This window comes from Bacillus sp. 11C, from assembly GCF_055486375.1.
Genome location: NZ_JBUPVZ010000002.1, coordinates 268,529 through 281,922 on the forward strand (window position 1 = coordinate 268,529; position 13,394 = coordinate 281,922).

Below are 13,394 nucleotides of genomic sequence, written 5' to 3' on the forward strand. Positions count from 1 at the left end.
CTGGTTTCATTCCGGCAGTTTGCAGAAAAAAACCGCCTGATGATGTGCGGCGGCTTTTCATATTTATCAGCCTTTCAGATGCTGCTTAAAGAAAGCAAGTTTTTCCGTTTGAAAGGCAGGGATATATTCATGCCCGAAGTAGCGGTACACCTTCAGCTCTTTCTCTGTCTCCAAGTGATTGTAGGCGGCAAACACGGTGGACGGCGGGGTGACCTTGTCAATCAGGCCGATCGACATCAGGACAGGCACCTTTACTCGGTCAGCAAGATTCATAATATCGAAATATGAAAGTGTCTTCATCGCCTGCTCTTCTGTTTCCGGGCTGCCATTTCTTCTGAAGAAGGAATTGATTTCAAGGTACGGCTGTTCAAGCGCCACATCAATGGCCCGTTCAAAGTTGCTTAAATAAGGATAATCGGCAGCTGCGGCTTTCGGAATGTCTGACAGAGCTGCTGCGGCAATTGTTAAGCCGCCGCCTTGGCTTCCGCCTGTCACACCTATTCTTGTTTCGTCGACTTCGTCAAAACTGCTGATGACTTCAAGCGCGCGGACGGCGTCCAAATAAACGCCGCGGTAATAGTATGTATCTTTATCAAGAATACCTTTCGTCATCCAGCCTAAAGCGTGACCATGCGGAGAAATACTCGTATCCTCGCTGCTCTGCTGCCCGCGGACAAGCATGCCGAATGCCGCGTATCCGTGAAGCGCCCAATTCACCATTTCATGAATCTCACCGTCATAGCTTGCGTTGTAGCCGTGATATTTGACGATCGCCGGATGTGGGCCTTCCTTGTCAGGCACCGCGTACCATCCGGCAATGCGGGCGTTTCCATAGCTTTTATATGCGAGGCGGTACACCTTAACCCCCTCAGCAGGATAATCAACCGGCTGTAAATCAGGTGCCGATTGGACTTTTGCAAGTTCATTCAAAGACGATTTCCAAAAATCAGAAAAATCTTTCGGTGCTGTTTTTTCAGGCTTATACGTTTGCAATTGGTCGAGCGGCATATCGAATAGTTGCATTTCCGATTATTCCCCTTTGTTTTATTAGTTTTAGTTTGTATTCCTATACTACCACGGTTTCTAAATATTTTCACTTTTGTTTTCCAAACAGCCTTCATCAAACGTTTGTTTAAGATTTTCCCGGCTCATTTCCATAAAAGCCTGAGCTGTCAGACTGACATATCGGTTCTTTAAAAATACAAAGACAAGGGTTCGGGATGGCGTTGATTGAATAGATAAATAGATCACCCCCGGGTCCTTATCCCTTCTGACCATATTCGGCGCCATTGTCACACCTAAGCCGTTTGCCACAAGAGATTGCGCGGTTTCAATATGGCTCGTCTTAAAGGCAGTATTCGGCTTAAAGCCGCTTTCCGCACAGAGATCGAGAACTGTCCTTCGAAAACCGAAGCCTTCTTTTAACAGAATAAAAGGCACGTGCCTCGCCATTTCAAGGGGCACGGAAGGCTGGCGGCCCTCCTCTCCTTCCAGCGCTTTTTCAATCAGCGCGATCATTTCCGGAGGCATCCACCTTTGTTTTTCCTTCGGCACCGCGAGAACAATCGGTTCCGTGAGCAACGGTGTAATGGCGAGCCGTTCATCCTCGATCGGCAAGGACAAAACAGAAAGGTCAACCTCTCCCTTTGCCGTCATTTCCTCTAATGAAGCAGGGTCTTTTTCAACAAGCTGAACCTCTACATGAGGATAGCGCGCCAAAAACTGCTTCAGCAGAGGCGGAAAGAGATATCTCCCCGTGACAGCGGGAATCCCGATGGAAAGCTTATGCCCAAGCCCCTGCGACCGCTCCTGCATCTCCCGGAGCAAATCATCTCTGGAACGAATGATGTCCTCGGCTTTTTCAATGAAACGCCGGCCATGGGGTGTCAGGGTAACAGAGCCGTGGGATCTGTGGAAAAGGGTAAGCCCAAGCTCAGCCTCAAGCTTTTTGATTTGCTGGCTGAGAGATGGCTGAGCGATATGAAGATGCTCCGCCGCCTTTGTAAAGCTTTGGCGCCGGGCGATTTCCGATGCGTATTCCATCACTTTAATATCCATTTCAGCCTCCATAGGTTAAACCTATCGTTTTTATCATTTTTATATCTTGGACGAATCATAACAGAAATTGCTAACATAATCCATATCATCAAACAGAAAAAAGGAGCTGGTTGACATGACAAATGAAACGCCGTTTTCGAAAAACGCCGAGATGTATCGGGATGAGAAGGTATTTGCCGAGGGGGAAGATTTGGGTATTATGATCAAAACGGCGCAATGCCGGGCTGATGATCGGGTGCTGGATATCGGAGCGGGTGCCGGCCATACGGCGCTGGCATTTTCTCCATATGTACAGGAGTGCATCGGTGTTGATGCGACGATAGAAATGGTAGAGGTTGCATCCTCCTTTGCGCAAGAAAAAGGAACGAAAAACGTACGTTTCCGGCAAGGAACAGCGGAGTCGCTTCCCTTCGCCGATGATTCATTTGATCTCATTACCTGCCGGTACGCGGCCCATCATTTTTCAGATCTCCGCAAAGCTGTCAGCGAAGTTGCACGTGTGCTGAAAAAGGACGGACGTTTTCTCTTGGTCGACCATTACGCGCCTGAAGATTCAGTTCTTGATGAGTTTGTCAATCATTTGAACCGGCTCCGAGACCCTTCCCACGTGCGGGAAAGCTCATTATCAGAATGGCAGTCGATGTTCGCCGCTAATCAGCTGGGCTATCAAAAAGTCCAAAAGTGGAATTTGCCGATTCAATACGAAAGCTGGATCAAACGGGGCGGAACCCCTGCCGATCGAGAAAAACAGATTATCAGCCATTTACATCAGGCATCAGACGAAGCACGTGACACGTTCTGTATCAAATTGAACCAAAACGGACAGCCCGACTCCTTTTGCTTAAAAGCGATTTTGATTCAAGGTATAAAATGATAAAAAGCCGTGCGCTCCGCACGGCTTTTACATTGGCTGATAAAGATCCCAGCCGATTTTTAATGTCTCCGCAATATAATCGGCGACCTCTTCAGGAGACAGGTTGTCTGTTGCCACTTTTGAATTGTGTTTATCGTAAATGACTTTTCTTTCGTTAAAAAGCTTTTCCATTTCATTCATTGAGCGGTTATGCAGCACAGGCCGGCTCTCGATCAATAAGTCCGCGCGCTGCTTCCAGTTCTCCCATGACAGGTCTAGATGAAGCACGAGACAGTTTTCCAGACAGCACGTTCTGATTTCCTCTTGTTTAAAAGACCCGCCGCCCAAAGATACGATTTTGAACCGTTTATGATGGCAAATGTCTAAAATATATTCCTTCTCCGTTTTCCGAAAAAAATCTTCACCCTTTTTCTCAAACAGCTCAGGGATCGACATATTAAAATCTTTTTCAATCTCTTGGTCTATATCGATAAAATCTCTATATAATTTTTTAGCGACCAATTGGCCGATTGTCGTTTTTCCTACACCCATGAATCCGATCAGGACGATATTTCTTTCTCTTACTGGGATGGCTCGTTTAGCGTTCATCTTCGGCGAAATCCTCCTAAGGAATGAAATTTTATATTCATTATATGCTTATTTCACGAATATTTATATAGATACCGGCTTGCCCGTCCTTTTGGCGGCGCTTTGCCTGAATGACATTCATTGTACAACATTCCCACAGATATTTTAATACTTCGACGCAAAAAAGCATTAAAATCTTTCAGCGTGATTGAAAACCTTTGTAGTCTTGGAAGGAACGAGCATTGGAGCAGATTTCCGCAGCATGCGGCGACAGGGGCGTTTGAGCAGGACGCTCTAGCTTTCAGCCGCCGATCTTTTTTCACGTGAGCATCGACGCGCAGGCCTGGCAACGAATGCGAGGGTTTGTCACCACACTGAAAAGCCCGCTCCGAGAGCGGGCTTTCTTGGTCTTATTTCCACCAGTCATCAAACATAGAAGCTGGAACCTGGCGTTTATGTTCAGTCATGCTGTAGCGTTTTTCCAGCGCTTCTGACACTTTCGCTGATACTTCTTTTCCTTCAAGATAATCGTCAATCTCCTCGTAGGAAATGCCAAGCTCTGTTTCATCCGTCTGCTGCGGTTTTTCGTCGAGCAGATCGGCAGTTGGTTCTTTTAAGTATAGGCGTTCCGGTGCACCCAGCTCTTTTAACAGGCTTCTTCCCTGACGCTTTGTTAAGCCTGTCAGTGGCAGGAGATCTGCGCCTCCGTCACCGTATTTCGTAAAGAAACCAGTTACGGCTTCGGCCGCATGGTCTGTTCCAATCACAAGAAGGCCTTCTTGGCCGCCGATCGCGTATTGAGCAATCATTCTCGTTCTCGCTTTTACGTTCCCTTTATTAAAGTCTGTCAGCTTATCGCCTGTCTCTTGCTGATATTGATCTGCAAAAGCGCTGACTGTTGATTGAATGTCAAATTTCCAGGATTTGTCCGGCTTGATGAATTTCAGAGCGAGCTGGGCATCGTCTTCATCCTGCTGTGTGCCATGCGGAAGACGGACCGCGATAAACTGAGCGTCTCCGCCCTCTTCGCGAATGCTTTCCACGGCAAGCTGGGCAAGGCGCCCGGCAAGAGATGAATCCTGCCCGCCGCTGATTCCCAATACAAAGCCTTTAGCGCCGGTTTTCTTTATATACTGTTTTAAAAAATTGATTCGGTCCTCAATTTCTTGTTTTGGATCAATTGAGGGCTTCACATGTAATTCACGCATAATCTTTTCCTGCACGCACATCCTACTCATTCCTCCTGTACAATTTCGCTGTCTCTTATTCGATCATTTCCCCAAATGAATGAAAATGAATCATGATCGTTATGTATCCCTATTAAATATAGCACAGGTCTTCATTTACAGTGAACAAGAGAGATCAGCTGACTTCCACCCGTATTGACGTTACACTGTCTCCATTACACTTTCCTTTTTCGATCGGACAGGAAGAAAACGCGACAATCAAATCCGTTTCCGCCCTCAGCCTTACATAATCGCCGGCATTCGAAAGCGGCGTTTCCACAGACAGGTTCCCTTTCTCATCAAGCACAGTATTCATAAAAATCGCAAACGGGTAATGCATGTGAGGCTTCGGTACGCCAAACTGCTCAAGCGCACGGTTCATATTGTCATAGCACGTGTCCTGAAACTCATCCTTTTGCTTGCCGTATAACAGCCTGTTCATATCAGGTCGGCAGGCGGGAAGCAGGAGATCATGTTTGCCGACCGTATCCTCAATCAGCGTCAGCATCGGTTTGTACAGATTGGAGTAGAGATGGTCATTGACCTTCACATGAATAGAATGATTGGCATCAATGGTCGCGCCCTGATCAAGGTGCTCATAAAAATCTTTGGCATGGTACGCGACAAAATCTGCTACCTGCTGCCCTTCTACATCAACCACCTTCAAAATCTGCCCCTTTTTCAGCTTCAGACCAAGCCCTTTTTTCGGCTCAATAATATATTGCTGTGTCATTGCTTCGCTCCTTTTTTCATTAGTATGGGCGTTCGCCGCCTTCTCCATGTAAAAAGAGGCAAAAATCCGATGTATATAAGCTTCGGGCGGGTCGCAATCTAACCGTAGATAAAAGGGGTTGAAATTGATGAGTCAAACAAAAAAAGACCAGCAAAAAGGAAATTTGGCTTGGTGGCAGCTGTCATTAATCGGGATAGGATGCACAATCGGAACAGGATTTTTTCTCGGTTCCAGCATTGCCATAGTGAAAAGCGGTTTTTCCGTTCTGCTTTCATTTCTGATTGGGGCAATCGGCACGTATTTTGTATTCGAGCAGCTTGCCAAGCTGTCGGCAAAGCAGCCGGAAAAAGGCTCGTTTTGCGCGTATGCAAGAAAAGCATTCGGCAGATGGGCCGGGTTCAGCAACGGCTGGGTGTATTGGTCATCAGAAATGCTGATTACCGGAAGCCAGCTGACAGCCATTTCGCTATTTACGAAGCATTGGTTTCCACAAGTCCCGCTATGGGTGTTCGCTTCAATCTACGCGGTACTTGGGCTTCTGATTATTTTCACCGGGCTGTCTGTTTTTGAGAAGACTGAAAACGTACTGGCAGTCATCAAAACAGCCGCTATTTTTATGTTTATTGTGATTGCCATCCTGGCATTATGCGGCATCTTATCCGGCGGAAAGCACGATGTACAGATTCCAAATAAGACGAGTGAGTTTTTCCCATACGGCGCCATGGGGCTGTGGACAGGTTTAATCTACGCGTTTTACGCCTTTGGCGGAATTGAGGTCATGGGGCTGATGGCGGTTCACTTAAAAAAACCAGAGGAAGCGTCAAAATCAGGGAAGCTGATGCTGGCGACACTGGCGGTTATTTATATTATTTCGATCGGACTGGCTTTGCTGCTGGTTCCATTAGACACGTTTACACAGCAGGACAGCCCGTTCATTACGTCGTTAAAAGGATATAACCTTAAGATTATCCTCGATATTTTTAACGGGATTTTCATTATCGCCGGGTTCTCGACCCTCGTCGCTTCCCTGTTTGCGGTCACGACATTGCTTTGTACGATGGCTGATGACGGCGACGCGCCGAAATGCTTTACCTTAAAGGAAGGCAAAAAAATATGCTGGCCGGCGCTGGGGCTGACGTTTGCCGGGCTTATTTTATCCATCATACTGTCTTTAGTGCTGCCCAAAAACATTTATGAGCACATGACCACAGCAGCGGGGCTTATGCTTTTATACACTTGGCTGTTTATCTTGTTCTCCAGCAAAAAGCTGACCGATCCCGAAGGCATGGGGAAAACGCAAATTTATTCAGCGATGATTCTGATTGCTGCGGCTGTGTCCGGCACACTGTTTGAAAAATCAAGCCGGCCCGGTTTTTTTGTAAGCATAGGTTTTCTCGCGATCATTGCCGTCGTTACCGTGATCTATCAAAAAAAGCAGGGACATAAAGACCGCCCTGCCAGCTCGTGATTTTATTTCATTTTATTGAACATGTTCTTGAAATAAGAAAACGGGCACTTCGATACCTGCTTTTCATCGTCACGGAGGAAATACTGTTTCCATTCGCGATTATCCTTTCCTCCGTACCACCCTAAATGCGGATGAATCGGAGCTTGATCATAGGCTTTCAAACGAGAGCGGATCAGCCTGCTCATGTTGCGGCCAAATGCGGTTGATCCATTTAACTCTTCAAACACCCACCTTGGCTGAAACGTGATCATGAAAAAGGGAAAGCTCCGGCTCCTTCTCGCCTCATGCCCAGGTGTAGCGCACAGAATAAAGTACGGCTCGCCGTCAAAACAAAACTCCCATTTGTAATGCTCTGGATCGGCCGGAATGTCTTCCGGCCATTCTTTTTTGTCTTGATGACTCAGTCTATTTAAAAAGCTCCAAAACAGCTCTTCATACGCTTCAATCGAATAGTGCTCAGCCAAATCTTCCGGTGTGTCAAACAACACAACGAGGGATGCGTATTTTCCAGTGTCCCGTGAAATCCTTCCGTACTCCGCAAGCAATGGAGCCAGTTCCTCCGCCGTACCGTTTTCCCGCGGATCTCCGGCAAACGCAATGCGCAGCTGGTCAGTCAGAAACGCCTGCCGTCCGGGAATGCATGGAAACGTATCCGCGTCATCGGCCACAGTTTCTGCCAGAAGCTCAAAAGCGATTCTTTGCCATTCAAGAAGCTCTTCTTGATTACGTTCCAGAAAACTTTTGGTGTACATCCCATCCACATTGATCCACCTCCAGTATCATCTGGATACTATATTAAAACCAGAAGCGGCAGGTGACTGTCCTTGATGAATCAGCCCAATAACTGTTTGATGCCTTGATAACCGAAGTAACATCCAAATACAAGGAGAGACACACCAGCGATTCCGGTCAATCCTCTTAATAGCTTTTCATGAAGCAGATTTCTGAACATGCTGGCTGTGATCGCCATGCAAAAATCCCAGATTAAAATGCCGATCATGATGCCGGAGCTATAGATGAGAAGCTGATTCATATCGTAGGCCTCTGCTGTTTTCGCAAGTATGCTGCCGTAAATCCCAAGCCAAAACAGGATGCTCAATGGATTTGACAATGAAATGAGAAAACCCGAAGCGAATGTTTTCTGGTACGACGCTTTTCCCCGCGAGCTTCGCACATCCATCGGTTCTCTGACATTTTTCAGCGTTTCAATTCCGGTATAGGTCAGAACAAAAAAACCGAAGAGCCACAAAAACGTTTTCACAAATGGAGCGGTCAAAAACTGTGACAGTCCGAAATAAATAAAAAGCATGTACAGTCCGTCCGCTGTCATGGCGCCTAAACCAAAAACCCACGCATGCCAAAAACCGTTTTTAATTCCTTTGTCTATTTGCGCCGCGTTCACTGGTCCCACAGGCGCAGACAAGGACAGTCCAAGCACAATATAGCTCAAAAAAATGTTCACCGGCCCGTACTCCCTTCTCTTACGTAACTTGTACAATTTATTCGGGAACGGGCCAAGCTATGCACAATTTCGCTTACTGTTTCAGACGTTCAAGCTCTTCCTCCATAATATCGGCGGCTTTTCCTACGAAACTGAAAATGAGTTCCAGTTCCTCTTCGGTATAGTCGCGGCATAAATCCATCGTAGACTCCGACAGTGAACGAAACAAATCTTTTACATGTTTTTTCGAAGCGGTCAAAGGGACAATCATGACTCTACGGCGATCACTAGGGTCCTTTTCACGAGCCACATACCCCGCTTTTTCCAGACGGTCAACAAGCGCCGTGACCGAACCCGTGCTGAGGCCCGTCTTTTTCCCCAGCTCTCCAGCCGTCATTGGCCCTGCTTCATTTAAGATGTCAGCTGATTTTAAATCGGTGGGAAACAGACCGAGAGCTTGAGCGGCTGCCTGGTGAAACAGAACCGTTCTTGTGCCCAATTTCCGAAAAAGCTGAACGGCAGTCCTTTCCAACTCACTTCTGGAATTTCTTGTTGACAACTGACAATCCTCCCTATAAAATCGAATTTATCTTGATAACCGAGATATTCGACGACCAAACTATTATCATGATATCAGAACTTACATAGAAAAGTAAGAGGAGGTAGAACAAATGGACACAACATTAGCAAAGCAGGCTTCCACCAAATTTGTGGTCCTCGGTCTCCTGCTGGGCATCTTGATGTCTGCGATGGACAATACGATTGTTGCCACCGCGATGGGCAGCATTGTAGCCGATCTTGGAAGCTTCGATAAATTCGCTTGGGTAACGGCGTCCTATATGGTGGCAGTCATGGCTGGAATGCCGATTTACGGCAAGCTTTCCGATATGTACGGCCGAAAACGCTTTTTCCTGTTTGGACTTATTTTTTTCTTAATCGGGTCGGCTTTATGCGGGATTGCACAGACGATGAATCAGCTGATCATCTACCGGGCCATTCAGGGTATTGGAGGCGGCGCGCTCCTGCCAATTGCCTTTACCATTATCTTTGATTTGTTTCCGCCGGAAAAACGCGGAAAAATGTCCGGCATGTTCGGTGCTGTATTTGGATTATCCAGTGTTCTTGGACCGCTGTTAGGCGCGATTATTACAGACGCGATCAGCTGGCACTGGGTGTTTTACATCAATGTGCCGATCGGCGCATTGTCATTGTTTTTCATTATTCGCTACTACAAAGAATCTCTGGAGCACAGAAAGCAGAAAATCGACTGGGGCGGCGCGGTTACCTTGGTCGTATCGATTGTATGCCTGATGTTCGCCCTTGAGCTCGGCGGCAAAACATACGATTGGAATTCCATTCAGATCATTGGCTTGTTTATTGTGTTCGCCGTTTTCTTCATTGCCTTTTTTATTGTGGAGAGAAAAGCGGAAGAGCCGATCATTTCTTTCTGGATGTTTAAAAACCGATTGTTTGCCACAGCGCAGATTCTCGCTTTCCTGTATGGCGGCACATTTATTATTTTAGCGGTATTTATTCCGATTTTCGTTCAGGCGGTTTACGGCAGCTCTGCGACAAGCGCAGGCTTTATTTTGACGCCGATGATGATTGGATCAGTCATCGGAAGCATGATCGGCGGGATCTTCCAAACGAAGGCAAGCTTCCGCAATTTGATGCTGATATCTGTCACGGCTTTCTTTATCGGCATGCTGCTTTTATCCAATATGACACCGGAGACGGCACGGGTATGGCTGACAGTCTTTATGATGATTACCGGCTTTGGTGTAGGCTTTAATTTTTCCCTGCTGCCGGCGGCATCGATGAACGATCTTGAACCTCGCTTTCGGGGGACGGCCAACTCTACAAATTCATTTTTGCGGTCATTCGGCATGACCCTGGGCGTCACTATTTTCGGAACGGTGCAAACAAACGTGTTCACAAACAAGCTAAGTGATGCCTTCAGCGGCATGAAAGGCTCAGCAGGCTCAGGCGCCGCGCAAAATATCGGCGATCCCCAGGAGATTTTCCAAGCGGGAACACGCTCCCAAATTCCTGATATGATCCTGAATCGCATCATTGACGCGATGTCATCAAGTATCACGTACATCTTTTTGCTCGCTTTGATTCCAATTATCCTCGCGGCGGTTACCATTTTGTTTATGGGAAAAGCCAGAGTGAAAACAACAGCGGAAATGGCGAAGAAAGCAAATTAACACCAAAAAGCAGTACATGGCTGGCATGTACTGCTTTTTTGATTACACTCCTAATCTTGCTAGAATAAATGTCCATATACAAATGATCAATAACAGAATGAGGCTGTACGCCACTGTCCGCTTAAACAGTTTAGATTCCTTGCCTGTCTGGCCGACCGCTGCGGCGGCGATTGCGATGGATTGAGGAGAAACGAGTTTCGCCATCACCCCGCCCGCCGTATTTGCGGCTAACAGCAAATCAGAACCCGCACCAATCTGCGCTCCGGTAACAACCTGCAAATGTCCGAACAAAGCGTTATTGCTGACAACAGAACCAGTAATGAACACGCCGATCCAGCCGAGAACAGGACTGACAAACGGGAACAAGTCTCCTGTTTTCGCCAGTGCTAACCCAATTGAAGAGCTGAGCCCTGCGAAGTTGGCCAGATTGGCAAACCCCATCACAAAGCAGATCGTCATAATCGGCACCCACAGCTCTTTTCCTGTCTCCTTCATGGACGCAAAGGCATCCCGACAAGAGAAATTTTTGCTGAACAGGCCTGTCACGATGACCGCCGCTAAAATCGCTGTACCAGTAGCTGACAGCAGATCGACTTTAAAGACTGCATCTAACGGCGTGGCGGATGGCGCAATTGGCGGCATTTTCATCATTTGCTGATGCAGAAAAGGCATTTTAAAAAGAAGCGTTGTTTGATACAACAGTCCGCCTTCTTGAAAAAGCGCTTTGAAGGCAGGAAGGCTCCAGATTGTGATCGCCGCAGTTAAGATGTAGAAAGGAGACCACGCTTTCGCAATGTCAGCGGTACTGTATGCCTTATTCTCACCAGCCTCGCCGGCTCCTTCCTCCCGGTAAATCTCTTTCGGCTGCCATTTGCGAAGGAAGAGCGCAAGCCCGCCCATGCTGAATAAGGCCGCCAAGATGTTTGCTAATTCCGGCCCGAGCACCGCCATTGTCAGTGTCTGAACCGCTGTATACAGCCCGCTTACAACCAATAGGGCAGGCCAAGTCTGTTTGATTCCCTTCATTCGGTCTAATAGGAAGACAAGCAGAAACGGAATCAAAAATGAGATCATCGGCAGTGTCCACATCAATGTCCGTGACAGCTCAAGAGCGGACAAATCACCAATCTGCGCCCCTGTGATCACAGGAATCCCAATCGCCCCAAAGGCTCCAGAGGCTGCGTTCGCAATCAAGCAGAGCGCCGCCGCTTTTAACGGTTTAAAACCAAGTTCGACAAGCAGCGCCGCACTAATCGCAATCGGAACACCAAAACCGGCCGCGCCTTCCAAAAACGCGTTAAAACAAAAACCAATTAATAATAGCTGTAACCTTTGGTCAGGCGAAATGCCGGCAATGCTGGAACGAATAATAGTGAATTTCCCGGTTTTCACTGCGATTTTATACAGCCACACCGCCATCAGGACGATATAGCCAATCGGCCACAGCCCGCTTCCGATTCCCAGCAAAACGGAAGAAATCGCTTTTTCTACCGGCATATGAAATGCCAAAACGGAGACGATGAAACTGACGGCTAAGGTAAGAAATGCCGCGAGAATGCCTTTCATTTTAAAAACAGTTAAAGCTAAGAGAAAAAAGAGAATTGGAGTGAGCGCCACAAGTGCGCTCACATACTCGTTTCCAAACGGATCATACAGCTGCTCAACCATTGACAATCAGCCCTTTACTCTATAGTTGCGATTAGTTGACCTTTAGTTCTGCAAAATGAGGTTTTAAAATGTTTTTGAGAACGCCGGCGCTGTGAAGAAACTGTTCTTTTTCTTTCTCATTTAAGTTCAGCTCAGTGATGCCTGCAATTCCTCCGCGGTTGACGACAGCCGGAACGCCGATGTACACGTCATCTGTGCCGTATTGTCCGTCCAGATATGTGCTGACAGTTAAAATGCTGTTTTCATTATGAAGAATGGCTTTTGTAATGCGGGCAAGACTCATCGCAACACCGTAATAAGTCGCGCCTTTTTTCTCAATGATATGGTAAGCGGCGTTTTTCACGTCATTTACGATCTGGTCAAGCTCCTCTTGTTTATATGCATTATTTTTCTTAACAAGTTCACTAACCGGCATACCGCCGATATTCGCGTGGCTCCAGACAGGAAGCTCTGTGTCGCCGTGCTCACCGATAATATGTGCGTGCACGTTTTGAGGCGCTGCGCCAAAGTATTCGCTCAGCATGTAACGGAATCTAGCAGAATCCAGAGTTGTGCCGCTTCCGATCACTCGCTCTTTTGGCAGGCCGCTGAATTTCCATGTCGCGTAAGTCAGAATATCAACCGGATTTGTCGCGATTAAGAAAATGCCGTCAAATCCGCTCGCCATCACTTCACTGACGATTCCTTTAAAAATCTTTAAGTTTTTTTCGACTAATTCAAGGCGTGTCTCACCAGGTTTTTGGTTTGCTCCGGCGCAGATGCAGACAATATCAGCATCCTTGCAGTCTTCATATGTTCCGAAAGATGTTTTGACCGGTTGCGGCGCAAACGCCTTTCCGTGGTTTAAATCCATCACATCGCCCATTGCTTTTTCTTTATTTAAATCAATGACCACAAGCTCATCTGTGATCGCTTGGTTTATTAACGCAAATGCATAACTGCTTCCAACAAAACCCGCTCCGATTAAAGCTACTTTATTTACATGTTTGTTCATCATTAATCATCCTTCCAAGGGTTGTTTTTCTTCGGTGTTTATTTGTGAAGTATTTCACATTTATATTGTGCAACATTTCACAAACTTTTGCAAGAGAAAAGATTTGTCTGATTTATGAACAAAAAAGAAACCATCTATGATGGTTTCTATGAGAT

The 13,394-nt window shown here is 46.8% G+C and carries 13 protein-coding genes; 3 read left to right on the forward strand and 10 right to left on the reverse strand.

Annotated features, from left to right (window positions below; genetic code table 11):
- Positions 1–66: 66 nt before the first annotated feature.
- Entirely contained in the window at positions 67–1,023 is a 957-nt protein-coding gene (gene cah / locus ACY3LV_RS03990) for a cephalosporin C deacetylase (RefSeq protein WP_464863420.1), read from the reverse strand.
- 60 nt (positions 1,024–1,083) lie between these two features.
- Positions 1,084–2,058, reverse strand: a complete 975-nt coding sequence (locus tag ACY3LV_RS03995) for a LysR family transcriptional regulator (RefSeq protein WP_333561260.1) — start codon at positions 2,056–2,058, stop codon at positions 1,084–1,086.
- 115 nt (positions 2,059–2,173) lie between these two features.
- Between ACY3LV_RS03995 and ACY3LV_RS04000 the strand changes: the two genes are divergently transcribed.
- Entirely contained in the window at positions 2,174–2,932 is a 759-nt protein-coding gene (locus ACY3LV_RS04000; RefSeq protein WP_333561261.1) for a methyltransferase domain-containing protein, read from the forward strand.
- Between the two features lie 27 nt (positions 2,933–2,959).
- Here ACY3LV_RS04000 and ACY3LV_RS04005 read toward each other — a convergent pair whose 3' ends face one another.
- From ACY3LV_RS04005 to ACY3LV_RS04015, 3 genes are all read right to left on the reverse strand, one after another.
- Positions 2,960–3,520, reverse strand: coding sequence for a shikimate kinase (locus ACY3LV_RS04005; protein ID WP_148962930.1), 561 nt, complete (start codon positions 3,518–3,520; stop codon positions 2,960–2,962).
- 389 nt (positions 3,521–3,909) lie between these two features.
- Positions 3,910–4,728, reverse strand: a complete 819-nt coding sequence (gene nadE / locus ACY3LV_RS04010; RefSeq protein WP_458867405.1) for an ammonia-dependent NAD(+) synthetase — start codon at positions 4,726–4,728, stop codon at positions 3,910–3,912.
- A 133-nt stretch (positions 4,729–4,861) separates the two neighbouring features.
- Positions 4,862–5,458 (reverse strand): DUF1989 domain-containing protein, encoded by a 597-nt coding sequence (locus ACY3LV_RS04015; RefSeq protein ID WP_148962927.1) that lies wholly within the window; start codon positions 5,456–5,458, stop codon positions 4,862–4,864.
- A gap of 127 nt (positions 5,459–5,585) precedes the next feature.
- Between ACY3LV_RS04015 and ACY3LV_RS04020 the strand changes: the two genes are divergently transcribed.
- Positions 5,586–6,926: an amino acid permease gene (locus ACY3LV_RS04020; protein ID WP_148962926.1), complete on the forward strand. Its 1,341-nt coding sequence runs from the start codon at positions 5,586–5,588 to the stop codon at positions 6,924–6,926.
- A 2-nt stretch (positions 6,927–6,928) separates the two neighbouring features.
- On the opposite strand, the gene ACY3LV_RS04025 is transcribed toward ACY3LV_RS04020, so the two are convergent.
- The 3 genes from ACY3LV_RS04025 to ACY3LV_RS04035 all read right to left on the reverse strand — a co-directional run bounded on the left by ACY3LV_RS04025 (position 6,929) and on the right by ACY3LV_RS04035 (position 8,926).
- The gene (locus ACY3LV_RS04025; protein ID WP_464863469.1) at positions 6,929–7,678 is read right to left on the reverse strand and encodes a YqcI/YcgG family protein; all 750 of its coding nucleotides are present in this window, start codon (positions 7,676–7,678) and stop codon (positions 6,929–6,931) included.
- 80 nt (positions 7,679–7,758) lie between these two features.
- Positions 7,759–8,388: a LysE family translocator gene (locus ACY3LV_RS04030; RefSeq protein WP_010331361.1), complete on the reverse strand. Its 630-nt coding sequence runs from the start codon at positions 8,386–8,388 to the stop codon at positions 7,759–7,761.
- A gap of 73 nt (positions 8,389–8,461) precedes the next feature.
- Positions 8,462–8,926: a MarR family transcriptional regulator gene (locus tag ACY3LV_RS04035; RefSeq protein WP_289346414.1), complete on the reverse strand. Its 465-nt coding sequence runs from the start codon at positions 8,924–8,926 to the stop codon at positions 8,462–8,464.
- A 112-nt stretch (positions 8,927–9,038) separates the two neighbouring features.
- Here ACY3LV_RS04035 and bmr3 point away from each other — a divergent pair, with 112 nt between their 5' ends.
- On the forward strand, positions 9,039–10,577 hold the full coding sequence (gene bmr3 / locus ACY3LV_RS04040) for a multidrug efflux MFS transporter Bmr3 (protein ID WP_464863421.1): 1,539 nt from the start codon (positions 9,039–9,041) through the stop codon (positions 10,575–10,577).
- 42 nt (positions 10,578–10,619) lie between these two features.
- Here bmr3 and ACY3LV_RS04045 read toward each other — a convergent pair whose 3' ends face one another.
- Both ACY3LV_RS04045 and ACY3LV_RS04050 read right to left on the reverse strand, forming a co-directional pair.
- Positions 10,620–12,245, reverse strand: a complete 1,626-nt coding sequence (locus tag ACY3LV_RS04045; RefSeq protein WP_414958166.1) for an L-lactate permease — start codon at positions 12,243–12,245, stop codon at positions 10,620–10,622.
- A 31-nt stretch (positions 12,246–12,276) separates the two neighbouring features.
- Positions 12,277–13,242 carry an L-lactate dehydrogenase gene (locus ACY3LV_RS04050; RefSeq protein ID WP_148962920.1) on the reverse strand — a complete coding sequence of 322 codons (966 nt, stop codon included), beginning with the start codon at positions 13,240–13,242 and terminating at the stop codon, positions 12,277–12,279.
- Positions 13,243–13,394 lie beyond the last annotated feature (152 nt).